Source organism: Pseudomonas sp. S1(2024) (assembly GCF_046557535.1).
On the sequence record NZ_JBKGFP010000066.1, the window covers coordinates 1 to 25718 of the forward strand.

Here is a 25718-nt window from a genome sequence, read left to right on the forward strand (position 1 = left end):
TCTTCGCGGGCACGCCCGCTCCCACAGGTATTTCACAGAGCCCGAGGGCAGTGAAGTACCTGTGGGAGCGGGCGTGCCCGCGAAAGGGTCGGAACGGCCAATGCATCAACCAGCAGTAACCGCCGAGATCTCCGCCACACTGATCTCCCGCATGCGGAACTTCTGCACCTTGCCGGTCACCGTCATCGGGTATTCGTCAACGAACCGGATATGCCGTGGCACCTTGAAGTGTGCGATGCGCGCCTTGCACCAGCCCTGCAGTTCCTCGACCGTGGCACTGTGCCCCGGGTGCAGCTTGATCCAGGCGACGATCTCCTCGCCATACCGGTTGCACGGGATGCCGATCACCTGCGCATCGGCCACCGCCGGGTGGGTGTAGAAGAACTCTTCCAGTTCACGCGGGTAGATGTTCTCGCCGCCGCGAATGATCATGTCCTTGTTGCGCCCGACAATGCGCACGTAGCCGTGCTCGTCCATCACCGCCAGGTCGCCAGAATGCATCCAGCCGGCCGGGTCGATGGCATCTGCCGTGGCCTGGGGGTTGTCCCAGTAGCCGAGCATCACGCTGTAGCCGCGGGTGCACAGCTCGCCGATCTCGCCGCGCGGGACGATGCAGCCGTCGGCGTCCACCAGCTTGTTCTCCAGCTGCGGCTGGGTGCGGCCGACGGTGGTCACGCGCAGCTCAAGGTCGTCGTCCGGGCCGGTCTGCAGTGACACCGGGCTGGTTTCGGTCATGCCGTAGGCGATCTGCACTTCGGCCATGTGCATCTGGTCGATGACCCGGCGCATCACCTCGATCGGGCAGGTGGCGCCGGCCATGATGCCGCTGCGCAGGGTCGACAGGTCCATTTGCGCGCGCGCGGGGTGGTCGAGCATGGCGATGAACATGGTCGGCACGCCATAGAGGATGCTGGCGCGCTCTTCGGCCACGGCGCGCAGGGTGAACTCGGCGTCGAAGGCGTCGTTGGGGTAGATCATGGTGCTGCCATGGGTGATGCAGCCGAGGTTGGCCATGACCATGCCGAAGCAGTGGTACAGCGGTACCGGGATCACCATGCGGTCGCATGCGGTCAGGCCCAGGCTTTCGCCGACCATGAAGCCGTTGTTGAGGATGTTGTAGTGGCTGAGCGTGGCGCCCTTGGGAGCGCCTGTGGTGCCGGAGGTGTACTGGATGTTCACCGGCTGGTCGAACTGCAGGCTTTGCTGGCGCTTCGCGTAAGCCTCGACGGAGGTCTGCCCTGCCCGCTCGGCCAGCGCTTGCCAAGGCAGGAAGCCTGCCGGCGGGTTGGCGGCCAGGCTGACCACACCACGCAGGTCGGGCAGGCGTTCACTGGCCATTTCACCGGGGGTGGCGCTGGCCAGCTCCGGCGCCAGTTCCTGAACCATGGCGTGGTAGTCGGACGTCTTGAAAGCATCGGCACACACCAGCCAGCGGCAACCGGACTGGCGCAGCACGTATTCCAGCTCGCCCACGCGGTAGGCCGGGTTGATGTTGACCAGAATCGCACCGACCTTGGCGCTGGCCAGCTGCAGGATGCACCACTGGGCGCAGTTGGGCGACCAGATGCCGACCCGATCGCCGGTGTTCACGCCCAGGGCCATCAGGGCACGAGCATGCACCTCGACCTGCTCGGCCAACTGCCGCCAGCTGTAGCGCAGGCCCTGATGGCGCGACACCAGGGCCTCGCCGTCGGCACAACGGGCCACGGTGGCGTCGAAGGCCTGGCCGATGGTCTGGGTCAGCAAGGCTTGGTCCTGGCGACCGCGGGTATAGCTTGGTTGACTCATGGGTGTCCCTTCTTGTGGTTGTTCTGGGCACGACTGAAGCAAGCGGGAATACTCTGGCGCAGATTTACGTTTACGTAAAGGTGATGAGTCGATTGACAGTGAGCGCACGCAGGTTTACGTTAACGTAAAGGTGATGAACGACACCGCCCCTCAGGCATGACGCCGAACCCTGTGGGAGTGGGCGTGCCCGCGAATGCGATCACTCAGGCAATGACGGTGGTCCTGCTGACGCATTCGCGGGCAAACCCGACCCCCCAAAGGCCGTCGCCAGACCCCTTCGCCAGAGCTCCCACAGGGTCCGGCGCCAGATCCTTGAGCCAGAGTGTTTCCCATATTTCAAGAACAACAAGGTGCCCCAGCATGCATTACCCCACCCTGAACTTCGCCCTGGGCGAAACCATCGACATGCTCCGCGACCAGGTGCGCACCTTCGTCGCCGCCGAACTGGCTCCGCGCGCCGCGCAAATCGACCACGACAACCTGTTCCCTGCCGACATGTGGCGCAAGTTCGGCGACATGGGCCTGCTGGGCATCACCGTGCCGGAAGAATACGGCGGTGCCGGCCTGGGCTACCTGGCCCACGTGGTTTCGATGGAAGAAATCAGCCGTGGCTCGGCCTCGGTGGCCCTGTCCTACGGTGCCCACTCCAACCTCTGCGTCAACCAGATCAACCGCAACGGCAGCCACGAGCAGAAGCTCAAGTACCTGCCCAAGCTGATCAGCGGCGAGCACATCGGCGCCCTGGCCATGAGCGAGCCCAACGCCGGTTCCGACGTGGTGTCGATGAAGCTGCGCGCGGAAAAGCGCGGCGACCACTACGTGCTCAACGGCAGCAAGACCTGGATCACCAACGGCCCGGACGCCAACACCTACGTGATCTACGCCAAGACCGACCTGGAAAAGGGCGCGCACGGCATCACCGCGTTCATCGTCGAGCGTGACTGGAAAGGCTTCAGCCGCAGCAACAAGTTCGACAAGCTGGGCATGCGTGGCTCCAACACCTGCGAGCTGTTCTTCGACGGCGTCGAAGTGCCGGAAGAAAACATCCTCGGCCAGCTCAACGGTGGCGTGCGCGTGCTGATGAGCGGCCTGGACTACGAGCGCGTGGTGCTGTCCGGCGGCCCGACCGGCATCATGCAGAGCTGCATGGACCTGGTAGTGCCCTACATTCACGACCGCAAGCAGTTCGGCCAGAGCATCGGCGAGTTTCAGCTGATCCAGGGCAAGATCGCCGACATGTACACCCAGCTCAACGCCAGCCGCGCCTACCTGTATGCCGTGGCCCAAGCCTGCGACCGTGGCGAGACAACCCGCAAGGACGCCGCCGGAGTGATCCTGTACACCGCCGAGCGCGCCACGCAAATGGCCCTGGAGGCGATCCAGATTCTCGGCGGCAACGGCTATATCAACGAATTCCCGGCAGGCCGCCTGCTGCGCGACGCCAAGCTGTACGAGATCGGTGCCGGCACCAGCGAAATCCGCCGGATGCTGATCGGCCGCGAACTGTTCAACGAAACCCGCTGAGCACAAGGGACGGGCGCACATGGCTACCTTGCACACCCAGATCAACCCGCGTTCGGCGGAGTTCGCCGGCAACAGCGCGGCCATGCTCGAACAGGTCCAGGCCCTGCGCGGCCTGCTCGCCCAAGTGGCCCAGGGCGGTGGGCCCAAGGCTCAGGAGCGGCACACTTCGCGTGGCAAGCTGTTGCCACGCGAGCGTATCGACCGCCTGCTGGACCCGGGCTCGCCGTTCCTCGAAATCGGCCAACTGGCTGCCCATGAGGTGTATGGCGAAGACGTGCCCGCTGCGGGCGTGATCGCCGGCATCGGCCGCGTCGAAGGCGTGGAATGCATGATCGTGGCCAACGACGCCACGGTCAAAGGCGGTTCCTACTACCCGCTGACGGTGAAGAAGCACCTGCGTGCGCAGACCATCGCCCTGCAGAACCGCCTGCCGTGCATTTACCTGGTGGACTCCGGCGGCGCCAACTTGCCACGGCAGGACGAAGTGTTCCCCGACCGCGAGCACTTCGGGCGGATCTTCTTCAACCAGGCCAACATGAGCGCACTGGGTATTCCGCAGATTGCCGTGGTGATGGGCTCGTGCACCGCCGGCGGTGCCTACGTGCCCGCGATGGCCGACGAAGCGATCATGGTGCGCCAGCAGGCGACCATCTTCCTCGCCGGCCCGCCACTGGTGAAGGCGGCCACCGGCGAGGTGGTTAGCGCCGAAGACCTTGGCGGTGCCGATGTGCACTGCCGCACCAGCGGCGTGGCCGACCACTATGCCGACAACGACGAACACGCCCTGGCCCTGGCCCGACGCAGCGTGGCCAACCTCAACTGGCACAAGCTGGGCAAGCTGCAGCGCCTGGCCCCGGTGGCACCGCTGTATGCCGCCGATGAGCTGTATGGCGTGGTGCCGGCCGACGCCAAGCAACCGTTCGACGTGCGCGAGGTGATCGCGCGCCTGGTCGACGGCTCGGTGTTCGACGAGTTCAAGGCGCTGTTCGGTACCACCCTGGTGTGCGGCTTCGCCCACCTGCACGGCTACCCGGTGGCGATCCTCGCCAACAACGGCATCCTGTTCGCCGAAGCGGCGCAAAAAGGCGCGCACTTCATCGAACTGGCCTGCCAGCGCGGCATCCCGCTGCTGTTCCTGCAGAACATCACCGGCTTCATGGTCGGCAAAAAGTACGAAGAAGGCGGCATTGCCAAGCACGGCGCCAAGCTGGTCACTGCCGTGGCCTGCGCCCAGGTGCCGAAGTTCACGGTGATCATTGGCGGCAGCTTTGGCGCCGGCAACTACGGCATGTGCGGCCGTGCCTACGACCCGCGCTTCCTGTGGATGTGGCCCAATGCGCGGATCGGCGTGATGGGGGCCGAACAGGCCGCCGGCGTGCTGGCCCAGGTCAAGCGCGAACAGAGCGAGCGCAGTGGCCACCCGTTCAGCGCCGAAGACGAAGCCCGGCTCAAACAGCCGATCCTTGACCAGTACGAGCACCAGGGCCACCCCTACTACTCCAGCGCCCGCCTGTGGGACGACGGTGTCATCGACCCGGCCCAGACCCGCGACGTGCTCGGCCTGGCGTTGTCCGCCGCGCTGAACGCACCGATCGAACAGAGCCGCTTCGGCATTTTCCGGATGTGATCCATGAGCGATTTCAGCACCCTCGAAGTGATCCGCGACCCGCGCGGCTTCGCCACCCTGTGGCTGAGCCGCGAGGACAAGAACAACGCCTTCAACGCCTTGATGATCCGCGAGCTGATCGTCGCCCTCGACCAGTTGGCCGAGGACGCCAGCCTGCGCTTCGTGCTGCTGCGCGGCCGCGGCCGGCACTTCAGCGCCGGCGCCGATCTGGCCTGGATGCAGCAGTCGGCGCAGCTGGACTTCAACACCAACCTGGATGATGCCCGCGAGCTGGGCGAGCTGATGTACGCCCTGCACCGCCTCAAGGCGCCGACCCTGGCCGTGGTGCAAGGCGCGGCCTTTGGCGGCGCGCTGGGCCTGATCAGTTGCTGCGACATGGCCATCGGTGCCGAAGACGCTCAGCTGTGCCTGTCGGAAGTGCGCATCGGCCTGGCCCCGGCAGTGATCAGCCCGTTCGTGGTCAAGGCCATCGGCGAGCGTGCCGCGCGCCGCTATGCCCTCACCGCCGAGCGTTTCAGCGGCGTGCGGGCCCGCGAGCTGGGCCTGCTGGCCGAGGTCTACCCGGCCAGCGAACTGGACGCCCAGGTCGAAGCCTGGGTGAGCAACCTGCTGCAGAACAGCCCGCAAGCGCTGCGCGCCACCAAGGACCTGCTGCGTGAAGTGGACGACGGTGAACTCAGCCCGGCCCTGCGCCGCTACTGCGAAAACACCATCGCCCGCATCCGCGTCAGCGCCGAAGGCCAGGAGGGCCTGCGCGCCTTCCTGGAAAAACGCCGCCCCGCCTGGCAAACCGACGACAAGAAGGAGCCGCGCCCATGAGCCGCCCCGCTTTGACCACCCTGCTGGTCGCCAACCGCGGCGAAATCGCCTGCCGGGTGATGCGCACCGCCAAGGCCATGGGCCTGACCACCGTGGCCGTGCACAGTGCCACCGACCGAGATGCCCGGCACAGCCGCGAAGCCGATATCCGCGTCGACCTCGGCGGCACCAAGGCTGCCGAAAGCTACCTGCTGATCGACAAGCTGCTGGCCGCAGCCAAGGCCAGCGGTGCCCAGGCCATCCACCCGGGCTATGGCTTCCTGTCCGAGAACGCAGGCTTCGCCCGTGCCATCGAAGAGGCCGGGTTGATCTTCCTCGGCCCACCGGCCAGCGCCATCGACGCCATGGGCAGCAAGTCGGCGGCCAAGGCGCTGATGGAAGCCGCCGGCGTGCCGCTGGTGCCGGGCTACCACGGCGAAGCCCAAGACCTGGACACCTTCCGCGCCGCCGCCGAACGCATCGGCTACCCGGTGCTGCTCAAGGCCAGCGCCGGCGGCGGTGGCAAGGGCATGAAAGTGGTCGAGGAAGAAAGCCAGCTGGCCGACGCCCTGGCGTCGGCCCAGCGTGAGGCGCAGTCGTCGTTCGGCGATGCGCGCATGCTGGTAGAAAAGTACGTGCTCAAGCCGCGCCATGTGGAAATCCAGGTATTCGCCGACCAGCACGGCAACTGCCTGTACCTCAACGAGCGTGACTGCTCGATCCAGCGCCGCCACCAGAAGGTGGTGGAAGAAGCCCCTGCGCCAGGCCTGTCAGCCGAATTGCGCCGGGCCATGGGTGAGGCGGCGGTACGCGCGGCCCAGGCCATCGGCTACGTGGGCGCCGGCACCGTTGAGTTCCTGCTCGATGCCCGTGGCGAGTTCTTCTTCATGGAGATGAACACCCGCCTGCAGGTGGAGCACCCGGTTACCGAGGCCATTACCGGGCTCGACCTGGTGGCCTGGCAGATTCGCGTGGCCTGCGGCGAGGCTCTGCCGATCACCCAGGACCAGGTGCCGCTGATCGGCCATGCCATCGAAGTGCGCCTGTATGCCGAGGACCCGGCCAACGAATTCCTGCCCGCGACCGGCAAGCTGGCGCTGTACCGCGAGTCAGCAGCCGGCGAAGGGCGACGGGTGGACAGCGGGGTCAGCGAAGGTGATGTGGTGTCGCCGTTCTACGACCCGATGCTGGGCAAGCTGATCGCCTGGGGCGAAGACCGCGAGCAGGCGCGCCTGCGCTTGCTGGCCATGCTCGACGAGTTTGCCATTGGCGGGTTGAAGACCAACATCGCCTTCCTGCGGCGCATTCTCGCCCACCCGGCGTTTGCTGCAGCGGAGTTGGATACTGGCTTCATTCCGCGTCACCAGGAGGTTTTGCTGCCCGCGCCTCAAGCGCTGCCGGCAGGCTTCTGGGAAGCCGCGGCCGAGGCCTGGTTGCAGGGCCAGGCCGCACACCAGCGAGAGGACGACCGCAGTTCGCCGTGGGCCGAGCGCAACGGCCTGCGCCTGGGCCTGCCGGCGCGCAGCAGCCTGCACCTGGCGAGTGGTGGGCAGGACCAGGCGGTTGCCCTGGAACGCAGCGCTGCGTCTACCTGGCAGTTGCTGGGCGAGCAATTGGTGCATGACCAGGCTGGCGTGCGACGCCAGCATCTGGCGATTCGCCGCGGTGGCACGTTGTACTTGCAGTGGGATGGCGAGATGCATGCCATCGAAGCCTTCGACCCGATTGCCGAGGCCGAGGCCAGCCACAGCCACCAGGGCGGCCTGGGCGCGCCCATGAACGGCAGCATCGTACGGGTGCTGGTGGAGCCTGGGCAGGTGGTGGAAGCAGGTACGGCGCTGGTAGTGCTGGAGGCCATGAAGATGGAGCACAGCATCCGCGCGCCGCATGGCGGCACGGTGAAGGCGTTGTTCTGCCAGGAAGGGGATATGGTCAGCGAAGGGACGGTGCTGGTCGAACTGGCGGAGTAAGTCCTGGGGGCCGCCTTGCGGCCCTTTCGCGACACAAGGTCGCTCCTACAGGTACGGTGCATGCCCTGAGGTTGGTGCGGTACTTGTAGGAGCGGCCTTGTGTCGCGAAAGGGCTGCGCAGCAGCCCCGGCAATCTAGAAGGAGCCATGCACTCGCACGACCACACCCAGAAACTCGCAGCCTTCCTCACACAACAGCGCCGGGTAGTTGCTGTTGAGTGCCTTCAGGTACCGTTGCCCACCTTCCTCCGCCAACTCACGGAAAATCGCCGGTTTGCCCGGCTGACGAGCGATAACCAGACGCCCTGGCTCGGCATCTACCCCAGGATCCACCAACATCCGCATGCCCTGCGGCACACTGCGGCCACTGGCGGCACTCATCGCATCATTCTCGACAGTCAGCCAGAACGCCTTGCCTTGGGCCAGGTAGTCCGTCTGCTCGAACACACCTGGCTCCGCCCCCTCTGCGATACCTAACTCATCCCAGCCCAGCACCGGGTAGCGGAAGCACACGATGTATTGCATGAGGTCCAGGTCATCATCGGAGTCATCGACCTCGTAAACACTCCGCTCCCCGTCAACCTGCCCCTGAATGCGCAGCTGCAAGCTGACGCTGTAATGGGGCATGCCAATCTCGACGAGCGTGCGATTCATCGACTCGATCTTCGGCTGTCGCCGCTTGTTCACCCAATGCCCCACGCTGCCTTGAGACACGCCAACGCGCTCGGCCAGCTGTTCTTGAGTGAGCCCTAGCTCTTCCATCCGGTTACGGACCAGGGCGATCCATTTATCCATATTCATCGCTGCCATCAGCCTCCTGCAAAGGCGTGCGTCACGATAAAACCCGACGCGACCGCTGTAGGAGCGGCCTTGTGTCGCGACAGGGCTGCACAGCAGCCCCCGGCAAGCTAGAAAACCTCGTGCCCCCGCACGACCACGCCCAGAAACTCGCAGCCTTCTTCACACAGGACTGTCGGATAGCGCGTATTCAGCGGCTTGAGCATCTTGTCTCCGCCCTCCTCGACCAACTGCCGCAATACTGCCGGCCGCCCGGGCTGCCGCGCGATTACCAACCTCCCTGGTTCTGCCGGCAGGCCGGTATCCACCAGCACACGCATGCCCTCAGGCACGCTCTTGCCGCTGGCGGCATTCATCGAGTCGTTTTCTACCACCAACCAGAATGCATTGCCTGCGGGCATATAGTCCGTCTGTTCGTGGGCCTTGCTTGTCTCTGGCAAAGGCCCCTGCAAGTCAGCCCAACTCAGCACCGGGAAGCGAAAGCTCGCATACAGCAGCGCTTCGGCCGAAACCGGCTGTTCAGCCGCATAGTGACCAGGCGATTCGCGCACGATATCGCGCTCCACCACCATGACTTGGGCTTCCAGAAACACCAGCCCAAGCTTTTCGAGCTTTTCGTTGATGGTTTCCAGCGTCGGCCGCCGCGTGCCACGCAGCCAATGCCCCACGCCCCCCTGAGTCATGCCCAGGCGCTCGGCCAGTTTGAGCTGGCTGAGATTGTGTTCGCGCTTGTAGCGCTTGAGAAATGCGTTCCAGTTTTCCATGAGCGGCAACAATACGGACTGTATTACTCGCAGCAATACACAATCTGAGTTATTTATTTTTCGATAGATAGTACAGACTGACCTATCCTGTGATTCCCGCGTGTTTGAAGGGAAATCAGAAGGTATCGCGATGAAACATCCGAAAAACGACGAAACAGATCTCGACAGCGAAGCCGCCCGCCGCGCCCTCGACTACTACCTCAACCCCAACCCGCCGCGCCCCACCCTGGACAACAGGATCTGGACCCTGCACGAGGGTGTAACCGGCGACCAGGCCCAGGAACATGCCATCGCCCTGCTGCGCTGCGCCGCCGCCACCGCGCAGGAAACCGCCACCCACCAGCACGGTAGCCAGCGCGAACTGACCTTTGCCCTGATGCACATGATGGACATGGCGCGCGCACTGCTCGAGCACAAACGCACCGTGGAATCGGGTTTGTAAACAAGAAAGAAGGGAGAGAACGTGATGGCCGGGTAACGGCGAAGGCCCCGATTGCCGGGACAAGGAAGCGCGCCGGTAAAACTTTTTTACCGGATTACCGAAAATTCATTTGACTGGCAAATGATAACGATTATTATTGCACTCAGCTGATCGCAAGATCTGCTGGATAACCTGGAGCTTAGGTCGCTCTCAGATTATCTCCTCATCAGGCTAATCACGGTTTTTGACCCAGCTTTTTGCTGGGTCTTTTTTTTGGCTCTTCAGGCTAATGAAGATCGTGATGGCGCGCATGATAGCAAAGGTGTTTCAGGGCGTGAACGCTCATTACAAAACTTTGCGGAATCAGCACTTGAGAATCAATCTCGTTTCACCTACGCTGATCACGCATCACGGAAGATGCCCCCATCCCTCCCCCCTCCATAGAGCAAGGAGCTGTCCATGAGCCGTCTGCTGCTGCCCCTTGAGCACCCAAACCCTGCTGCCGAACATCATGCCGACGACGCCCTGCTGCACGCCCTGAGACGCCTGCCACGGCGTGTGCAACAAGTATTCCTGCTCAACCGCCTCGACCAGCTGGACTTCGCCATCATCGCCGCCCGCCTCGACCTGCCATTGGCGAGCATCGAGCGGCACATGGACCAGGCACTGCAGGCCGGTCGCTCGCGCCGGGATGTGCTGGCGAGTGTTGCCGGACAATGGTATGTGCGCTTGCAGAGCCCACAGGTGACGGCGTGCGAGCGGATCGATTTTCGCCGTTGGCTGGATGCGGACACGGCGAACTTGCAAGCGTTTCATGACACGGAACTGCACTGGCGCAGCCTGTTGGCACCGGCACGGCAGCTGGGCCAGGATGGTTGGTACCGGCAAGGTCGGGCGGCACTGTCGTTGGGCGGCTGTTCGGTTGCGGTCGGGCTTGGCGTGGCGGCGTTGGTGCTGTTTGGTTTCTGGGCCTGATCAACACCTGCGCTACACCGTTATCGTTTTCACCGCGGATGGCTCGGTCGTTATCAAGTTCGAGTGCTGGTCAGCGTTTCCGTCAGGCATGCAAGCAGTAGCCATCCGCACAAACTGATACCCAGGAACAGAAGCCCCAGGCTCATCGGCAGCTCGCTTTCGACGCCAGCAACAAGACTGCCGGCCAAACCACCACCTGCGAACAACAATGTCGTATTGAGCGACGCTGCCGCACCGGCTTGCTGCGGGTAACGCGCCAAGGCTTGGGTCGTCGCAGCAGGACGCACCAGCGTTGTCCCCGTCGTGCAGATGATCATCGGCAGCATAAGACTCGCCACCGTCAATCCCGCTACCTGTTCCCAGATCACCAGTGTGATGCCCCCGGCAGCAATCAGCAGGAATCCCGTCTTGATCTGAAACTGCGGGGTTACGCGATTGTTCAAGTAGGTCGCGGCTACTCCGCCAGCGATATACGCAAGCCCATAGGCGATAAATACCACCGAGAATTGATATGGCGTCAGCCCCAGGCTGTCCATCAACGCCAATGGCGCGACAACGATGAAGGAAAAATGGCAGGCAAACGCGAGGCTGGACAACAGGGAGTGCGCAAGATAGGTCGTATCACGCAGCATGACCCAATAGCTGCGCATGCCCGACGTACGGCCTCGCGATGCAGGCGTGTCCTGCAGCAATGCATATGACAGGCATGAAACGGTCACGGCTATGAAAGCGAATACCGTAAAACTGCCCTTCCAGCCAAAGGATTGTTGGAGAAAAGCGCCTGCGACCGGTGACAACGAGATGAACAGCCCACTTGCGCTGGTCAGCAGGATACGCATGGCATTGCGCTGCCTACCACTGTACAGATCCTGCACGAGCGCCTGGCCCAGCACGAAACTCCCGCAACCCAAGGCCTGCAGCAAACGGAACGCCATGAACGTCTCATAGCGGGTTGAAAGTACACAACCCATTGCCCCTGCAATGGACACTCCCAACCCAGCGAGCAACAACCGCTTGCGCCCCATGCCATCCGACAATGGCCCGATCACGATTTGCGCCAAGGCGACACCAAACGCAAAGAAGCTCACCGAGTAAGCTATCTGCTGTGGCTCGACGTGAAACTCGCCTGCGAGCGCCGGGAATGACGGCAGGATCACATCCAGAGGGAATACGCCCAATAGACACAATAGAATCAGCAAGGCCGAGCGCAGAAAGCTACTGAGCGAACCCAAGGGCTGATTCACGCTACCAACCTCGCCTTCTTGTATTGCCGGAAGTAGTCACTGGAAACTCCATGAAAGCGCCGAGCCCTGATGGTAGCGACACCCTGAAGATGTACAACCCGAACCGGGCAGCGAAACTTCCGATAGCGTTGTAGGGCTTTTCCCTTGTTGCTTATTACCGTTGAGTTCTGGTGCTATCCAGCCTTCTGCTGACTCGATAGCCGGCCCCTAGCGCAGTTGATCTGTTGTGCAAACTGCTCTCAGTAATTGAAGTCATGACCGAGCTGGCCCTGCACCCATTCAAGGAACTGGCGAACCCTGGGAGCTTCAGCATGGCCTCGCGGAAATACCAGGTGGTGGGCACTGACGGGCGTCGCCAAGTCTTCCGCAAATACCGGTACCAACTCGCCCCGGGCGATATAGTCCTGCGCCAACAGGGAACTCTCCAAGGCCAACCCATACCCATGGCTGGCGGCCTCCAGGCTCATGTAGGAGCGATCGAAGCTCAGGGCGTAAGGGGTTTGTGGCAACGCCACGCCTTGCTGTGCGAACCATTGGGGCCATTGCACCAATGCGGCTTCCGACAGGATCAGGTTCTGCCCCAGCAGATCGCCCGGCTGCTTGATAGGCGTACGCTCGAGAAGCTGTGGCGAGGCCAGCACAGTTGCACGTTCATGCCGGATGGTACGCACTTCCAGGCTGGGCCAGTTGGGGTAGCCATGACGGATATCCAGATCGATCTGATGGCGGCCGAAGTGCAGCGACTCGTAGGAGCACGACAGGTTGATCTGGATCTGCGGATGACTGTTACGAAAATGGTCCAGGCGCGGCAGCAACCAGAGCAGGCCGAAGCTGGGCGCGGAATGAAGCCGCAAGCAATCGAAGCCCACCGAGTTGCCGGCGCGCTCGGTGGCCGTAGCCAGGCTTTGCAATATGCCTGATACCTCGCGCAGGTACTGCTCTCCGGCCGGGGTCAATGCAACACCGCGCGCCTCGCGAATGAACAATGGACGACCGATCAAGGCTTCCAGGTTAGCGATCTGGTGGCTCACCGCAGAGGGCGTGAGGTTCAACTGCTCTGCGGCCCGTGCAACGTTGGCGAAGCGAGCGACTTGCTCGAAGGCCTGAATTGCTTTCAGGGAAGGGATCTGAGGCGATTTTCTGAGGATGTCCAGGCTCATGACCATTTCCTGAAGGATTCGAAGCGATACCAAGGCTTTTACCTTCCTGTAAGCCCAAGGCACAAGTCGAGGGCTGAATTTTTTTCAGCACCGGGTGAAGGAGGCAGCGTTGCTCGGGGTGCTGTCCGGGACGAAGCTGTGCCTATCGGTTCTGCCTGAACCACTGCTCACAACAACAACCATCTGGAGCACCTTCGATGCTGTTAACAGGAAAATTTGCCGTGATCACTGGCGCGGCCTCTGCCCGCGGCATCGGCCGCGCAACAGCCCAGGCGTTTGCCGCTCAGGGCGCCAAAGTCGCGATCCTGGACCTGGACGCCTCCGCCGCGACCGAGGCTGCCGCTTCACTGGGCGAAGGCCACCTCGGCGTGGCTGCCAACGTTGCCGATGAAGCACAAGTGCGTGATGCCATCGCTCAAGTGCTCGCGCAATTCGGTCGGATCGACGTGCTGGTAAACAATGCCGGCATCACTCAGCCGGTGAAAACCCTGGAAATCACCGGGGCTGACTATGACCGGATTCTCAACGTGAACCTGCGTGGCACATTGTTGATGTCCCAGGCGGTGATCCCAACCATGCGGGCGCAACGCGCCGGCAGCATCATCTGCATGTCATCTGTGTCTGCCCAGCGTGGTGGCGGCATCTTCGGTGGCCCTCACTACAGCGCGGCGAAGGCTGGCGTGCTCGGTCTGGGCAAGGCGATGGCCCGTGAACTGGGACCGGACAATATTCGCGTCAACTCGATCACGCCAGGCCTGATTCACACTGACATCACCGGTGGCCTCATGCAGGATGAGCGCCGTCACGCCATCATCGAAGGCATCCCCTTGGGCCGCCTGGGCGAGGCGCGCGATGTCGCCAATGCAGCTTTGTTCCTGGCCAGTGACCTGTCCAGCTACCTGACGGGCATTACCCTGGATGTCAACGGCGGGATGCTGATCCACTGAGCACCCGGTGCATCGTGACCTGCACCCGAGCCCGGCGCAGGCCACGCGTTCGATAACAACAAGAGATCAGAACGAATGACCACATTAGCGCTCGATGCGGTATCCGCCGCACGCAGCAGTGCCTACCGTAAAACGGCCTGGCGACTGATGCCTTTTCTCATGCTCTGCTACCTGTGCGCCTATCTGGACAGGGTCAATGTCGGCTTTGCGAAGCTGCAGATGATGGACGACCTGGCCCTTTCCGAAGCGGTCTACGGGCTGGGCGCCGGCATGTTCTTCATTGGCTACTTTCTCTGCGAGGTGCCCAGCAACATCATTCTGCACAAAGTGGGCGCTCGACGCTGGATCGCTCGCATCATGATCACCTGGGGCATCATCTCGGCGATGTTCGCCCTGGTGGAGACAGCCTGGCAATTCTATACCCTGCGGTTTTTGCTGGGGATCGCCGAAGCAGGCCTGGCACCAGGGCTTCTGCTGTACCTGACCTATTGGTTCCCGTCTTACCGCCGAGCGAAGATGACCGCGCTGTGGTTCATCGCGATTCCGCTGTCGGGCATGATCGGCGGCCCCTTGTCGGGTTGGATCATGGAGCGCTTTGCCGGCGTTCACGGCTGGGCGGGCTGGCAGTGGATGTTCCTGCTCGAAGCCATCCCCACGGTACTGGTGGGCGTTCTGGTGCTGAGCTACCTGAAGGATGGCGTCGATCAGGCTCACTGGTTGAGCGACGAAGAAAAAGCCCTGGTGCGCAAGGAGCTGGCTGAAGACGAACAACACAAGGTAAACCACGGCTCGGTGGCCGACTTCATCCGCGACCGTCGGCTCTGGTTGCTGGCGGGCATCTACTTCTGCGTAGTGATGGGCCAGTACGCAATCACGTTCTGGCTACCCACACTGGTACGCAATGCCGGCGTCAGCGAACCTTTGCACATCGGCCTGCTGACCAGCCTGCCGTACCTGTGTGCCATCGTCGCGATGCTGTGGGCCGGGCGCAGCGGCGACCGTCACCGTGAACGCCGCTGGCACCTGGCGATCCCCATGTTGATCGGTGCACTGGGCCTGAGCCTCGCCGCAGCACTGGGCAGCAACCTGACGTTGTCGATCCTCAGCCTGTGCCTCGCTGCGGCTGGAGTGCTATCCGCCTCTTCACTGTTCTGGATGCTGCCCACCACGCTGTTGGGAGGTGTATCGGCGGCGGCAGGCATCGCGGCGGTGAACAGTTTCGCCAACCTCGCCGGCTTCTGCTCGCCCTACCTGATCGGCTGGGTCACTACCACCTTGGGCAGCAATGCCATCGGCATGTATCTCATCACGGCGGTACTCATGTCTGGCGCCTTCCTGGTGTCGCGAGTACCGGCCCATCTGGTCAATCGTTGATTCGAAAAAAAGGAGTCACTTCAATGACTGCTGTGCCTACCTACACCGAGGCGCTGCCGCTGGCTGTGCGCGCTCGCAATATCCGCCGCCACGCATTGCGCATGGGGCAAGTCCAGGGCCAGGGCTATGTCGGCCAGGCGCTGGGCGCCGCCGACCTGCTGGCGGTCGCGTATTTCCATGCGCTGCGCCTCGACCCCGGCAACCCCGAATGGGAGCAGCGCGACCGTTTCTACCTGTCCATCGGGCACTACGCGATTGCCCTCTATGCCGCACTGATCGAGGCCGGCGTAATCCCAGAGGATGAGCTTGAAACCTACGGTAGCGACGATAGCCGCTTGCCCATGTCTGGTATGGCTGCCTATACCCCAGGCATGGAGATCACCGGTGGCTCGCTCGGCCACGGCTTGGGCATCGCCGTCGGCGCCTGCCTCGGGCTCAAACGCAAGGGGTCGGACAGCTGGGTGTACAACCTGCTGTCCGATGGCGAGCTCAACGAGGGCTCGACCTGGGAGGCCGCCATGTCGGCCAGCCATTGGCGCCTGGACAACCTGATCGCCATCATCGATGTGAACAACCAGCAGGCGGATGGCCATTCCAGCGAAGTACTGGCCTTCGAGCCAATCGTCGACCGCTGGCAAGCCTTTGGCTGGTTCGTTCAACGCGTGGACGGCAATGACCTGGATGCGCTGGTCGGCGCCTTCGACCAGGCCCGTGCCCACGCCGGGGCGCAACCGCGCGTGATCATCTGCGATACCCGCATGGGCAAAGGTGTGCCTTTCCTGGAAAACCGCGACAAGACGCACTTCATTCGCGTCGATGAAAACGAATGGGACCTCGCCCTGAAAGCGCTGGACGCCGGGAGCCAAGCATGAGCACAGTGAACTCACCCAAGAAACGCCTGACCACCTCGGCCATGATCGCCTCGATTGCCGCCGACGGCCAGCCGACCCGCCCTGCCCCGTTCGGCCATGCCCTGGCAAGCCTTGCCGAGCAACGTCAGGATATAGTTGGCCTAAGTGCCGACCTGTCCAAGTACACCGACCTGCACATCTTCGCCAAAGCCCACCCCGAGCGCTTCTATCAAATGGGCATGGCCGAACAGCTACTGATGAGCGCCGCTGCCGGCATGGCACGGGAAGGCATGACCCCCTTTGCCACCACCTATGCGGTGTTCGCCTCCCGTCGGGCCTACGACTTCATCTGCATGGCGATTGCAGAAGAGAACCTCAACGTCAAGATCGTCTGCGGGCTGCCTGGCCTGACCACCGGTTATGGTCCTAGCCACCAGGCCACGGATGACCTGGCCATCTTCCGGGCGATGCCCAACCTGATGATCGTCGACCCCTGTGATGCGCTGGAGATCGAGCAGGCTGTGCCAGCGATCGCCGCCCATCAGGGGCCGGTCTACATGAGGCTGCTGCGCGGCAACGTACCCTTGGTGCTCGATCGCTACGATTACCAGTTCCAGCTGGGCAAGGCACAGGTGCTGCGCGGTGGCCGAGACGTGCTGTTGATAGCCAGTGGCCTCATGACCATGCGCGCCCTGGAGGCTGCCGAGCAGTTGCAAAAGGACGGAGTGGACGTGTCGGTACTGCACGTGCCTACCATCAAACCGCTCGATGAACAGACCATTCTCGCCGAGGCACGCAAGCCTGGTCGCCTGGTGGTCACTGCGGAAAACCACTCGATCATAGGGGGCCTGGGGGAAGCTGTGGCCGGCGTACTGCTGCGCAACGGGGTCACACCAACCTTCCGCCAGATCGCGCTACCGGATGCGTTTCTCGATGCAGGGGCACTGCCGACTTTGCATGACCGATACGGGATCTCCACTGACGCTGTGTCGAGGCAGATCAAGGCATGGCTTTGACCGTAGACGTGGGTCAAACCTGAAGCTCGGTGGATGCAAGCGTGATGGATACCTGGCCCATGGCAAAGGCACACCGCAGCCCCTGGGATCCAGGCAATGATGAAAAATGCTCCGTAACATTCGATACGGAGCATTTTTTTTGGGGCGACGAAACCTGCAGACGCTACCTAACCTCCTGCCACGCTACCGATGAAATTCGCCAGCTCAGCTGTTCGGGGCGCCGCAAAAACCTCGCGTGGATGGCCAGTCTCGTGGACCTTGCCTTGATGCATGAAGACCAGCTTGTCACCGACTTCCCGGGCAAAACGCATTTCGTGGGTGACCATGATCAGGGTCATGCCTTCACTGGCCAGTTGGCGCACCACACCGAGCACTTCGTTGACCAACTCGGGGTCGAGCGCCGAGGTGATCTCGTCGCACAGCAACACCTTTGGCGACATGGCAAGCGCCCGGGCAATCGCCACCCGCTGCTGCTGGCCGCCGGAAAGGCGGTCCGGGTAGGCGTCGAACTTGTCGCCCAGTCCAACCCTGGCGAGCATCTGCTCGGCCAACTGGCGGGCCTCGGCCTTGCCGGCCTTCTTCACCACCTGGGGTGCAAGCATCACGTTCTGGCCCACTGTCAGGTGAGGGAAGAGGTTGAACTGCTGGAACACCATGCCAACCTTCTGCCTCAGCGAGCGCAAGTCGGCGCGGCCGGCATCCAGGTATTCGCCATCCACCTCGATCACCCCATCGCTGATCGACTCCAGGCCGTTGAGGGTACGCAGGAAGGTACTCTTGCCGGAACCGCTACGGCCGATGATGGCGACCACCTCGCCCTCCTCGATCGCCAGGTCGACACCCTTGAGCACATGATTGTCGCCGTAGTACTTGTGCAATGCGGACACTCTAAGCAGGGGCATGCAGCCTCCTCTCCAGGTAACGGGCGCTCAGCGAGAGCGGGTAGCAAAGGACGAAGTAACCCACGGCCACCAGACCGTAGATCAGGAACGGTTCGAAAGTGGCGTTGGCCAACATGCCGCCGGTCTTGGTCAGCTCGGTGAAACCGATGATCGAGGTCACCGCCGTGCCCTTGACCACCTGCACCGAGAACCCGACGGTCGGCGCGACGGCAATGCGCAGGGCCTGGGGCAGGATCACGTGGCGCAACTGCTCCAGACGGCTCATGGCCAGGCTGCCGGAGGCCTCCCACTGGCCATGTGGTATGGACTCGACGCAGCCTCGCCAGATCTCGGCGAGAAAGGCACTGGTGAACAACGTCAAGGCGATGGCCGCCGCCATCCAGGCCGAAACATCGATGCCGAACAGGGCGATGCCGAAAAACACCATGAACAGCTGCATCAGCAGCGGCGTCCCCTGGAACAGCTCGATGTAGCTCCTGGCCGCGCCACGCAGCATCCGGCTATCGGAGATTCGCGCCAACAGCAGCAACAGCCCGGCAATACCACCGCAGACGAACGCCACCAGCGACAGCAGCAAGGTCCATTGCAAACCTGCGAGCAGGTTGCGCACGATGTCCCACAAGGTGAAATCCATTCAGCGTCTCCCCGTCAAAGCGCGCCGGCCGATCCATGCCAGCAGTTGGCGCACCAGGATAGCCATGACCAGGTACAGAGCCGTGGTCAGCAGGTATGTCTCGAAAGCCCGGAAGTTGCGCGACTGGATGAAGTTGGCAGCGAACGACAGTTCTTCTGTGGCGATCTGCGAGCACACCGCCGACCCGAGCATTACGATCACGATCTGGCTCGACAGGGCCGGCCAGACCTTGGCCAGTGCAGGTTGCAGCACCACATGGCGAAAAGCCTCGAAACGACTCATGGCCAATGCCGCCGCAGCCTCCAGTTGCCCTCTGGGAATGGCCTGGATACCCGCCCGAATGATTTCGGTGGAATAGGCCCCAAGGTTGATCACCATGGCCAGTACCGCCGCCTGCCATTCCGTCAACCGAACGCCAAGCGAGGGCAGGCCGAAGAAGATGAAGAACAACTGGACGATGAAGGGCGTGTTGCGGATCAGCTCCACGTAAAGGCCGAACAACGCATCGAAGGGCCGTAGTCGCCAGGCGCGCACCACCGCACCAAGCACACCGATGGCCACCCCGAACAGGGTGCCGATCAACGTCAGCTCCAGCGTGAACACAGCCCCTTCGAGCAGCAGGCCGCCTTGGGCCAGCACCGGGGAAAAGTCAAATTGATAGGCCATGGGTCGGCGACTCCAGGGCCGTTCAAAGGTCGGCCGGCAATGGCTGCTTCAGCCACTTTTCGGCATTGCGGTCGAGGCTGCCGTCGGCCTTGGCCGCATTCAGAGTGGCGTTGACCTTCTCGAGCAAGGCCGGCTCCTGCTTGGCCAGCCCCACGTACACTGGCGAGTCCTTGAGTTTGACCTTCATGACCGGCACCTTGTTCGGGTTCTTCTCGGCAATGACAGCCATTACCACGCTGCCGCTGGCGATCAGCTCGACCTGGCCCGACAGGTAAGCGGCGATGGTCGAGTTGTTGTCCTCGAAGCGCTTGATGACCGCACCCTGAGGGGCGACCGCGGATAACTCCATGTCCTCGATCGAGCCACGCGTGACACTGATGGTCTTGCCGGCAACGGCACCGATATTGTCGATCGACGTCTCGGCCGGCCCGAACACTGCCAGGTAGAACGGTGCGTAGGGGCGGGAAAAATCGATCACCGCTTCCCGCTCCGGGTTCTTGCCCAGGCTGGAAATCACCAGGTCGACCTTGCCGGTAGTGAGGAACGGAATGCGGTTGGTGCTGTTGACCGGGGTCAGCGCCAGCTTGACGCCGAGCCTGTCAGCCAGTAGCTGCGCGGTGTCGATGTCCAGGCCGCGAGGTTTGAGGTCCGGCCCCACCGAGCCGAAGGGAGGGAAGTCCTGGGGTACGGCTACCTTGAGCACGCCCCGGGCAGTGATGTCGGCCAGCGCATCGGCCTGGGCGTGGGAAACGCTCATGACGCCGCCACAAACCAGGGCGGCCAGAAGCAAGGAACGGATGTTTTTCATGGAAAATGCCTCGGGTGCATGCGAAGAAGTTGCCTAGCCCGAAAAGCACAGGCCGTGCCAGTGTTGCCCGGCAGCCCCGGAATACGCTTTCGCCCCTTGGCATCACGCGGTCTTACTGGTCTGAACAGCTAGCGCCTACCCTCTGCCATCGCCCCCCTTTCGTGCAGCCACCTGCCCCGCTGCGTCAGCATGGGGCGATACTTGCCAGGCAACCGGTAAAGCCTTTAAAAAGCGCAGACCCCTTGCCAGCTGGTCTGAACAGATGCTCGAGACACTCCCCCGCGCAGTTCCGGAAATCGCCTTGCAGGCTATCCGCAAACTGATCCAGGAAGGCGACTACCAGCCCGGTGATGCCCTGCCCTCCCAACGTGACCTGGCAGAGCAGTTGGGTGTAAGCCGCGCCTCCCTGCGCGAGGCGCTGTCCTCCTTGAGCGCCTTGGGGCTGGTGAGCGTACAACCGGGCAAGGGGGTATTCGTCCAGGCGCCGCCATCCGCCACCGGCTTCTCCTGGCCCTATGCCGAACAGGTATCCGCCGTCGATACCTTCCAACTGCGCTATGCACTCGAAGGGTTCGCCGCCGGCTTGGCGGCGCTGTACCTGACGGCAGCGGACATTGATGCGCTCGAAGCCAATGTCGAGTCGATGCGCCAGGAGCTGCGTGCCGGCAATTTCGAGGCCGCAGCGCGCCTGGACTTCGCCTTTCACCGCCGCCTGCTGGAAGCGAGTGGCAACCACGCCATGCTGCAGGTGATCACCACCAGCCAGGACATTTTCCTGGAGAGCCAGAAGCTGCCTTTCATTCGCCCAGAACGCGCCATGGAGACCTGGCAGGAACACCGCAAGATCCTGCGCCAGCTTGCCCGTGGCAACCAGGCCGGGGCACAGCGTGCAATGCAGGAGCATATCCGCAACGCGGCATCGCGCACGAACGTGGTGTTCCCATGTTGACTGGTCAGCCAAACACCGGAATACCAGGCCAGCGACCCCGTGCATGACAACACACGGCAACATCACCCTCACAGGGTAAGTGGAAAGGCTTCAGCATTGACCTGAATCAGTCAAACGCCATGGGCGGTGTTGTAAACAGCACACCAAACATATGGGAATGCAGTTTGATGAGCGAGTCCAACCAGGCAACCAGAATTATCTGCAACAATCTTGAACTGGCCGATCAATTGCGCCAGTTGTTGGCGCCTGTAGCACCCGATTGCGAGGTGCTGAGTACGCCTGGCAATTGCAGCGTCGCCCCGCTTTGCCGCTGGCTCGGTGAAACCCAGTTGGGCTCGGCTGGGCAGATACAGGCTGCCTTGCTGGATGCCACCGAGGTTCTCGAACAGACCCGACACGCCTTCAAATCCCGCGAACTGGGGCTGCTGCGGCGACGCCTGGTTGCATTGCTGGATAAATTGTCGGAAGATCCCCAGTGATGTTAATGCGCCATCACCAGGTTCCGCCCTGCGGGAACCGGCTTTGCCGAGCAGGATAATAGGCCTGAAAGACGAAGCGCCGTGACAACAAGTTCTTGAGCAGAACTTGTTGTCACGGCGCTTTTTTTTGTTCAGCAAAAAGGAATCTTCTCCAACACCGGGGGATGTGAATGAAGGTGACAAAAGACCTCGAGGAATTACTCAAGCGTATCCGTCTCGATCATGCGGAGATTGTCGAACGCTTTCGCTTTCTCGACTGGAGCGCCGAAGATGCCAGACGACTAGGCGTAGCAGCTCAGTACATGGCCCCGTCCCAGCAAGCTTTCGTCGACCATCTGTACCGTCACCTGGCGGAATTTTCCACGCCGTCCGCGTTGCTTCGCACGCCGGAAGTCACCGCCCGTTTGAAGCAGAGCCAGGCTGAGTATTACCAGCGCTTGTGGAGCGGCCCCTACGATGAAACCTACGTCAACGGCCGCCTGCGCATCGGTGTGATCCATCAGCAGATCGGCCTGGAGCTGAAGTGGTATCTCGGCAGTTATCGGCTTTACCTCGACGACATGCTTGAAAGCGTGTTCGGCGACAGCCCGGATGCCACGCTGTATTCCAGCCTGTTGAAGGCAGTGTTCTTCGACATGACGCTGGCCATCGATACCTACAGTGCGGCCCAGCACAAGGCGCTGGAAGATAGTGAGGCTCGCTTCGCCCGCGCGCTGCGCGGTGCCAACGACGGGCTGTGGGACTGGCATGTCGATCAGGACCGGCTTTACGTTTCAGAGCGTTGGGCCAGCATGCTTGGCCTCAGCCGCGACAGCATCGGCGAGAGCAGTTCCAGTTGGTTCGGTCGCGTGCACCCGGACGACCTGCCCGATTTTCGCCATGCCATCGATGCCCATCTTCAAGGGCAGACATCATCCGTTCACCACGAGTACCGTATCCGCAAGCACAACGGCGACTACATCTGGGTCCTCGTGCGAGGGGTCGCCGAAATGACCAACCCTGGCGAGCTACGCATGGCTGGCTCGCAGTCTGATATCAGTGCACGCAAGGATGCCGAGCAGCGCCTCCAGCATACCGCCCAGCACGACCCGTTGACCGGCCTGGCCAACCGCATCCGGCTTGACGAGCAAATGCAGAAGACCTTCAGGAAGCAGCGCAAGGGCGGTGACTACGAAGCGCTGCTGTTCATCGATCTGGACCGCTTCAAGTTGATCAACGATAGCCTCGGCCATAACGTCGGTGATCGCGTGCTGGTGGAAGTGGCAAGGCGCTTGAAAGAGTCGCTGCGCCCCACTGACCAACTGTTCCGCTTCGGCGGAGACGAATTCATCGTTTTGCTTCACGACCTCACCTGCGACCGCGACGCCGAGCAGATATCCCAACGCATCCTCGACAACCTGCACCAACCGCTGCACATGGACGGTCGAACCCTGGTGGTCAGCGCCAGCATCGGCATCGCTCCGTTGCACGACAATGGCAAAGCCCTGGATGTGCTGCAGGCTGCCGACCTTGCCCTCTACCGAGCCAAGTCTGCCGGCAAGGCGCGGTACGCCCACTACGACGAAACATTGCAAGATACCGCGCAGCAGCATCTGGAACTGGAATCCGCGCTAGGCCAGGCACTGCAACAGAATGAATTCGAACTGTACTACCAACCGATCTATCACCTGGACCAAGGGACACCTCTGGTGACCGGGGTCGAGGCGCTGTTGCGGTGGCGCCATGGCGAACGTCTGATCTCGCCACTGGAGTTCATCCCTGCGCTGGAGGAATCGGGAGAGATCATCCGCGTCGGCGAATGGGTACTGCGCCAGGCCTGTCGGCAGGCCCGGGCCTGGCAACTGGCCGGGCATGAGCGCCTGCGCTGCTCGGTGAACATTTCCAGCACGCAATTGCAACAAGCCGACTTCACCCTCCGGCTGATCGATATCCTGCAAGAAAGCGGCCTGCCTCCCGCCAGCCTGATCCTGGAGATCACCGAAAGCCAACTGATGCATGACGACATGGACACGCTGGCCTGTCTGCATGAGCTGACCAGCCTTGGTGTTCTGCTGGCGCTGGACGATTTTGGCACGGGTTACTCCTCGCTCGGCTACCTCACGCGCTTTCCGTTGCACATCCTCAAGCTCGACAAGAGCTTCATCACCGGCGTTCCTTACGAGAACAAACAGAGCGCGATCAGCCAGGCAATCATCGTTCTCGGCCGTAGCCTCGGCCTGGAAGTAGTGGCCGAAGGCATCGAGAGTTCGGCGCAACTCGAATTCGTGGTCGGTGAAGGCTGCCACTACGCCCAAGGCTACTGGTTCAGCCGGCCACAACCCGCCGCTCAGATACAACACCTGCTCAGCACAGAAGACCGTTTCGAAGGAAGCGCAGTTACCCGGCGCGTACCTGTCAGTTCAGGAGAAAAACAATGAAAAGCAATCTTCCGGTCAGTGGTCGTGCCGTCGAATTCAGCGCAAACGCGAACATTCTTTCAACAACCAACCCAAAGGGCGCCATCACTTACGTCAATCCCGACTTCATCAACATCAGCGGATTCAGTGAAGCCGAATTGCTCGGCGTCAATCACAACATCGTGCGCCACCCGGACATGCCGCCAGAAGCTTTTGCGCATATGTGGCAGACACTCAAGGATGGGCGCTCGTGGATGGGGCTGGTAAAAAATCGCTGCAAGAACGGTGACCACTACTGGGTCAGCGCCTATGTCACGCCGATGCAGCGCAATGGCGAAACAGTGGAATACCAATCGGTTCGCACGCTACCGGCCAAAGCGCTGGTGGAGGCTGCTGAACATCTCTATGCACAGTTGCGTAGTGGTAAAAAGACCAACTGCCTGCGTATGTCACGGCTGTCCGTCGGCATGCGCCTGGCACTTGCCAGCACTGGCGTGAACCTGCTGTGCTTTGCTGCCTTGGGCTTGCTGGGTGCGTTGCCCTGGAGCCATGCCGCTTTCTCCATGACGCTATCGAGCTTGCTGCTTGGCGGCGTGTTGCGCTTCAGCCTGCGCCCCCTCGACGCCCTTGCCCGAAAAGCCAGGAATATCGCCGACAATCCGCTGAGCCAGATTCTCTACAGCGGCCGCCGCGACCAGTTTGGCCAGATCGATTTCACCCTGCAAATGCTCGAAGCCGAGACCCGGGCAATAGTCGGACGCATTGCCGATTCGTCCCGCCAGTTGAGCAAGGAAGCCGAAGAGCTTCTTTCTGCAGTGGACAACAACAATTGCGCGACCCTCCGCCAGCAGGGGGAAACTGCCCAGGTTGCCAGCGCAATAACCCAGATGGCCAGCAGTGTGCAGGAAGTGGCGCGCAACGCTCAGCTCACCGCCAGCGCCGCGAACCTGGCCAACCAGGAATCCGACCGCGGCCACCAACTGGTCGAGCAGACCCGCCAGCACATTGATAGCCTCGCCAGCGAAGTGCAACAGACCAGCTTGGTGATTCATCAACTGGAACAGCATGGCAATGAAATTGACCGCGTACTCGAGGTCATTCAAAGCATCGCCGAACAGACCAACCTGCTTGCCCTCAACGCCGCCATCGAGGCTGCCCGCGCTGGAGAGGCGGGCCGGGGTTTCGCGGTGGTCGCCGACGAGGTGCGCGGGTTGGCTTCGCGGACTCAGCAATCCACTGCTCACATCCAGGGCACCATCGACACCCTGCGGCGTTCCACGGGGGATGCCGTGCTTGCGATGCAGCGCAGTCACAGCAAGGCCGGTGTCAGTGTAGAACAGGCACTGCTGGCTGCCCGGGCGCTGGACGGGATCACCCAGCGCGTAGATGAAATAAGCGGCATGAGCGTGCAGATCGCTGCCGCCGTAGAGGAGCAGAGCGCGGTGGGTGACAGCATCCAGTGCAACCTGGCCGATATCAGTCAAACCACCCAGAAAAGCGTGCACGCCAGCAACCAGAGTCGAACCACTGCCGCCCATGTCGCCAAGCTGGCCGAGCGCCTTCAACTGCTGTCGGCGCAACTTTGGGGGCGCCAGCGCAATGGGTGACCGGTTCGCACCGTACTCCCA

Annotated in this window: 23 protein-coding genes; 14 read left to right on the plus strand and 9 right to left on the minus strand. The window is 62.2% G+C overall.

From position 1 onward, the window contains the following. Positions 1 to 105: 105 nt before the first annotated feature. Positions 106 to 1788: an AMP-binding protein gene (locus ACLCGK_RS17895; RefSeq protein ID WP_410952581.1), complete on the minus strand. Its 1683-nt coding sequence runs from the start codon at positions 1786 to 1788 to the stop codon at positions 106 to 108. 360 nt (positions 1789 to 2148) lie between these two features. Between ACLCGK_RS17895 and ACLCGK_RS17900 the strand changes: the two genes are divergently transcribed. From ACLCGK_RS17900 to ACLCGK_RS17915, 4 genes are read left to right on the plus strand one after another with little or no spacing between them, the layout of a single operon-like run. Beyond that, the gene (locus ACLCGK_RS17900; RefSeq protein WP_013973339.1) at positions 2149 to 3312 is read left to right on the plus strand and encodes an isovaleryl-CoA dehydrogenase; all 1164 of its coding nucleotides are present in this window, start codon (positions 2149 to 2151) and stop codon (positions 3310 to 3312) included. A gap of 19 nt (positions 3313 to 3331) precedes the next feature. After that, on the plus strand, positions 3332 to 4939 hold the full coding sequence (locus tag ACLCGK_RS17905; RefSeq protein ID WP_013973340.1) for a carboxyl transferase domain-containing protein: 1608 nt from the start codon (positions 3332 to 3334) through the stop codon (positions 4937 to 4939). Positions 4940 to 4942: 3 nt separating this feature from the next. Then, positions 4943 to 5758 (plus strand): gamma-carboxygeranoyl-CoA hydratase, encoded by an 816-nt coding sequence (locus tag ACLCGK_RS17910; protein WP_039613144.1) that lies wholly within the window; start codon positions 4943 to 4945, stop codon positions 5756 to 5758. After that, on the plus strand, positions 5755 to 7707 hold the full coding sequence (locus ACLCGK_RS17915; RefSeq protein ID WP_410952582.1) for an acetyl/propionyl/methylcrotonyl-CoA carboxylase subunit alpha: 1953 nt from the start codon (positions 5755 to 5757) through the stop codon (positions 7705 to 7707). Before ACLCGK_RS17910 ends, ACLCGK_RS17915 begins: the two co-directional genes overlap by 4 nt. A 134-nt stretch (positions 7708 to 7841) precedes the next feature. On the opposite strand, the gene ACLCGK_RS17920 is transcribed toward ACLCGK_RS17915, so the two are convergent. Both ACLCGK_RS17920 and ACLCGK_RS17925 read right to left on the minus strand, forming a co-directional pair. Further along, a complete protein-coding gene (locus ACLCGK_RS17920; RefSeq protein WP_410952608.1) occupies positions 7842 to 8507 on the minus strand; it encodes a LexA family transcriptional regulator in 666 nt (221 codons plus the stop codon). Positions 8508 to 8614: 107 nt separating this feature from the next. Then, positions 8615 to 9268: a LexA family protein gene (locus tag ACLCGK_RS17925; RefSeq protein ID WP_063912625.1), complete on the minus strand. Its 654-nt coding sequence runs from the start codon at positions 9266 to 9268 to the stop codon at positions 8615 to 8617. Positions 9269 to 9398: 130 nt separating this feature from the next. On the opposite strand from ACLCGK_RS17925, the gene ACLCGK_RS17930 reads away from it, so the two are divergent. Beyond that, complete coding sequence (locus ACLCGK_RS17930) at positions 9399 to 9710, plus strand: DUF6124 family protein (protein WP_410952583.1); 312 nt, start codon at positions 9399 to 9401, stop codon at positions 9708 to 9710. Positions 9711 to 10148: 438 nt separating this feature from the next. Further along, positions 10149 to 10664 carry a DUF4880 domain-containing protein gene (locus ACLCGK_RS17935; protein WP_410952584.1) on the plus strand — a complete coding sequence of 172 codons (516 nt, stop codon included), beginning with the start codon at positions 10149 to 10151 and terminating at the stop codon, positions 10662 to 10664. A 53-nt stretch (positions 10665 to 10717) separates the two neighbouring features. On the opposite strand, the gene ACLCGK_RS17940 is transcribed toward ACLCGK_RS17935, so the two are convergent. Both ACLCGK_RS17940 and ACLCGK_RS17945 read right to left on the minus strand, forming a co-directional pair. Further along, the gene (locus ACLCGK_RS17940) at positions 10718 to 11908 is read right to left on the minus strand and encodes an MFS transporter (protein WP_410952585.1); all 1191 of its coding nucleotides are present in this window, start codon (positions 11906 to 11908) and stop codon (positions 10718 to 10720) included. A gap of 239 nt (positions 11909 to 12147) precedes the next feature. Next, positions 12148 to 13068 carry a LysR substrate-binding domain-containing protein gene (locus ACLCGK_RS17945; protein ID WP_054572477.1) on the minus strand — a complete coding sequence of 307 codons (921 nt, stop codon included), beginning with the start codon at positions 13066 to 13068 and terminating at the stop codon, positions 12148 to 12150. Positions 13069 to 13265: 197 nt separating this feature from the next. Between ACLCGK_RS17945 and ACLCGK_RS17950 the strand changes: the two genes are divergently transcribed. The 4 genes from ACLCGK_RS17950 to ACLCGK_RS17965 all read left to right on the plus strand — a co-directional run bounded on the left by ACLCGK_RS17950 (position 13266) and on the right by ACLCGK_RS17965 (position 17256). Continuing rightward, positions 13266 to 14015: an SDR family NAD(P)-dependent oxidoreductase gene (locus ACLCGK_RS17950; protein WP_013973349.1), complete on the plus strand. Its 750-nt coding sequence runs from the start codon at positions 13266 to 13268 to the stop codon at positions 14013 to 14015. A gap of 75 nt (positions 14016 to 14090) precedes the next feature. After that, positions 14091 to 15389 carry an MFS transporter gene (locus ACLCGK_RS17955; protein WP_015271017.1) on the plus strand — a complete coding sequence of 433 codons (1299 nt, stop codon included), beginning with the start codon at positions 14091 to 14093 and terminating at the stop codon, positions 15387 to 15389. Between the two features lie 23 nt (positions 15390 to 15412). Then, a complete protein-coding gene (locus ACLCGK_RS17960) occupies positions 15413 to 16261 on the plus strand; it encodes a transketolase (RefSeq protein WP_013973351.1) in 849 nt (282 codons plus the stop codon). Beyond that, positions 16258 to 17256 (plus strand): transketolase family protein, encoded by a 999-nt coding sequence (locus tag ACLCGK_RS17965; protein WP_015271019.1) that lies wholly within the window; start codon positions 16258 to 16260, stop codon positions 17254 to 17256. Before ACLCGK_RS17960 ends, ACLCGK_RS17965 begins: the two co-directional genes overlap by 4 nt. Positions 17257 to 17423: 167 nt before the next feature. Here the strand turns inward: ACLCGK_RS17965 and ACLCGK_RS17970 are convergent, their stop codons facing one another. Genes ACLCGK_RS17970 through ACLCGK_RS17985 form a run of 4 tightly spaced genes read right to left on the minus strand, consistent with a single transcriptional unit; the run spans position 17424 to position 20266 of the window. After that, positions 17424 to 18158: an amino acid ABC transporter ATP-binding protein gene (locus ACLCGK_RS17970; protein ID WP_015271020.1), complete on the minus strand. Its 735-nt coding sequence runs from the start codon at positions 18156 to 18158 to the stop codon at positions 17424 to 17426. Continuing rightward, positions 18145 to 18792 carry an amino acid ABC transporter permease gene (locus ACLCGK_RS17975; protein ID WP_013973354.1) on the minus strand — a complete coding sequence of 216 codons (648 nt, stop codon included), beginning with the start codon at positions 18790 to 18792 and terminating at the stop codon, positions 18145 to 18147. The genes ACLCGK_RS17970 and ACLCGK_RS17975 overlap by 14 nt, the downstream gene beginning before the upstream one ends. After that, positions 18793 to 19458, minus strand: coding sequence for an amino acid ABC transporter permease (locus ACLCGK_RS17980; protein WP_003258372.1), 666 nt, complete (start codon positions 19456 to 19458; stop codon positions 18793 to 18795). A gap of 22 nt (positions 19459 to 19480) precedes the next feature. Further along, positions 19481 to 20266: a transporter substrate-binding domain-containing protein gene (locus tag ACLCGK_RS17985; protein ID WP_013973355.1), complete on the minus strand. Its 786-nt coding sequence runs from the start codon at positions 20264 to 20266 to the stop codon at positions 19481 to 19483. Positions 20267 to 20528: 262 nt separating this feature from the next. Between ACLCGK_RS17985 and ACLCGK_RS17990 the strand changes: the two genes are divergently transcribed. From ACLCGK_RS17990 to ACLCGK_RS18005, 4 genes are all read left to right on the plus strand, one after another. Then, positions 20529 to 21215 (plus strand): FadR/GntR family transcriptional regulator, encoded by a 687-nt coding sequence (locus ACLCGK_RS17990; protein ID WP_061551121.1) that lies wholly within the window; start codon positions 20529 to 20531, stop codon positions 21213 to 21215. 167 nt (positions 21216 to 21382) lie between these two features. After that, positions 21383 to 21694 carry a hypothetical protein gene (locus ACLCGK_RS17995; RefSeq protein WP_061551120.1) on the plus strand — a complete coding sequence of 104 codons (312 nt, stop codon included), beginning with the start codon at positions 21383 to 21385 and terminating at the stop codon, positions 21692 to 21694. Positions 21695 to 21864: 170 nt separating this feature from the next. Beyond that, on the plus strand, positions 21865 to 24111 hold the full coding sequence (locus ACLCGK_RS18000) for a putative bifunctional diguanylate cyclase/phosphodiesterase (RefSeq protein ID WP_061551119.1): 2247 nt from the start codon (positions 21865 to 21867) through the stop codon (positions 24109 to 24111). After that, positions 24108 to 25697 (plus strand): methyl-accepting chemotaxis protein, encoded by a 1590-nt coding sequence (locus ACLCGK_RS18005; RefSeq protein WP_410952586.1) that lies wholly within the window; start codon positions 24108 to 24110, stop codon positions 25695 to 25697. The genes ACLCGK_RS18000 and ACLCGK_RS18005 overlap by 4 nt, the downstream gene beginning before the upstream one ends. The last annotated feature ends 21 nt before the right edge of the window (positions 25698 to 25718 follow it).

What these genes read in the sequence shown, in the direction of transcription:
- ACLCGK_RS17965 (WP_015271019.1), top strand. Translation starts at nt 16,258, where the DNA reads ATGAGCACAGTGAACTCACCCAAGAAACGCCTGACCACCTCGGCCATG.
- ACLCGK_RS18005 (WP_410952586.1), top strand. Translation starts at nt 24,108, where the DNA reads ATGAAAAGCAATCTTCCGGTCAGTGGTCGTGCCGTCGAATTCAGCGCA.
- ACLCGK_RS17895 (WP_410952581.1), bottom strand. Translation starts at nt 1,788, where the DNA reads ATGAGTCAACCAAGCTATACCCGCGGTCGCCAGGACCAAGCCTTGCTG.
- ACLCGK_RS17900 (WP_013973339.1), top strand. Translation starts at nt 2,149, where the DNA reads ATGCATTACCCCACCCTGAACTTCGCCCTGGGCGAAACCATCGACATG.
- ACLCGK_RS17990 (WP_061551121.1), top strand. Translation starts at nt 20,529, where the DNA reads ATGCTCGAGACACTCCCCCGCGCAGTTCCGGAAATCGCCTTGCAGGCT.
- ACLCGK_RS17975 (WP_013973354.1), bottom strand. Translation starts at nt 18,792, where the DNA reads ATGGATTTCACCTTGTGGGACATCGTGCGCAACCTGCTCGCAGGTTTG.
- ACLCGK_RS18000 (WP_061551119.1), top strand. Translation starts at nt 21,865, where the DNA reads ATGAAGGTGACAAAAGACCTCGAGGAATTACTCAAGCGTATCCGTCTC.
- ACLCGK_RS17905 (WP_013973340.1), top strand. Translation starts at nt 3,332, where the DNA reads ATGGCTACCTTGCACACCCAGATCAACCCGCGTTCGGCGGAGTTCGCC.
- ACLCGK_RS17980 (WP_003258372.1), bottom strand. Translation starts at nt 19,458, where the DNA reads ATGGCCTATCAATTTGACTTTTCCCCGGTGCTGGCCCAAGGCGGCCTG.
- ACLCGK_RS17935 (WP_410952584.1), top strand. Translation starts at nt 10,149, where the DNA reads ATGAGCCGTCTGCTGCTGCCCCTTGAGCACCCAAACCCTGCTGCCGAA.
- ACLCGK_RS17920 (WP_410952608.1), bottom strand. Translation starts at nt 8,507, where the DNA reads ATGAATATGGATAAATGGATCGCCCTGGTCCGTAACCGGATGGAAGAG.
- ACLCGK_RS17910 (WP_039613144.1), top strand. Translation starts at nt 4,943, where the DNA reads ATGAGCGATTTCAGCACCCTCGAAGTGATCCGCGACCCGCGCGGCTTC.
- ACLCGK_RS17995 (WP_061551120.1), top strand. Translation starts at nt 21,383, where the DNA reads ATGAGCGAGTCCAACCAGGCAACCAGAATTATCTGCAACAATCTTGAA.
- ACLCGK_RS17950 (WP_013973349.1), top strand. Translation starts at nt 13,266, where the DNA reads ATGCTGTTAACAGGAAAATTTGCCGTGATCACTGGCGCGGCCTCTGCC.
- ACLCGK_RS17925 (WP_063912625.1), bottom strand. Translation starts at nt 9,268, where the DNA reads ATGGAAAACTGGAACGCATTTCTCAAGCGCTACAAGCGCGAACACAAT.
- ACLCGK_RS17945 (WP_054572477.1), bottom strand. Translation starts at nt 13,068, where the DNA reads ATGAGCCTGGACATCCTCAGAAAATCGCCTCAGATCCCTTCCCTGAAA.
- ACLCGK_RS17985 (WP_013973355.1), bottom strand. Translation starts at nt 20,266, where the DNA reads ATGAAAAACATCCGTTCCTTGCTTCTGGCCGCCCTGGTTTGTGGCGGC.
- ACLCGK_RS17960 (WP_013973351.1), top strand. Translation starts at nt 15,413, where the DNA reads ATGACTGCTGTGCCTACCTACACCGAGGCGCTGCCGCTGGCTGTGCGC.
- ACLCGK_RS17970 (WP_015271020.1), bottom strand. Translation starts at nt 18,158, where the DNA reads ATGCCCCTGCTTAGAGTGTCCGCATTGCACAAGTACTACGGCGACAAT.
- ACLCGK_RS17955 (WP_015271017.1), top strand. Translation starts at nt 14,091, where the DNA reads ATGACCACATTAGCGCTCGATGCGGTATCCGCCGCACGCAGCAGTGCC.
- ACLCGK_RS17915 (WP_410952582.1), top strand. Translation starts at nt 5,755, where the DNA reads ATGAGCCGCCCCGCTTTGACCACCCTGCTGGTCGCCAACCGCGGCGAA.
- ACLCGK_RS17930 (WP_410952583.1), top strand. Translation starts at nt 9,399, where the DNA reads ATGAAACATCCGAAAAACGACGAAACAGATCTCGACAGCGAAGCCGCC.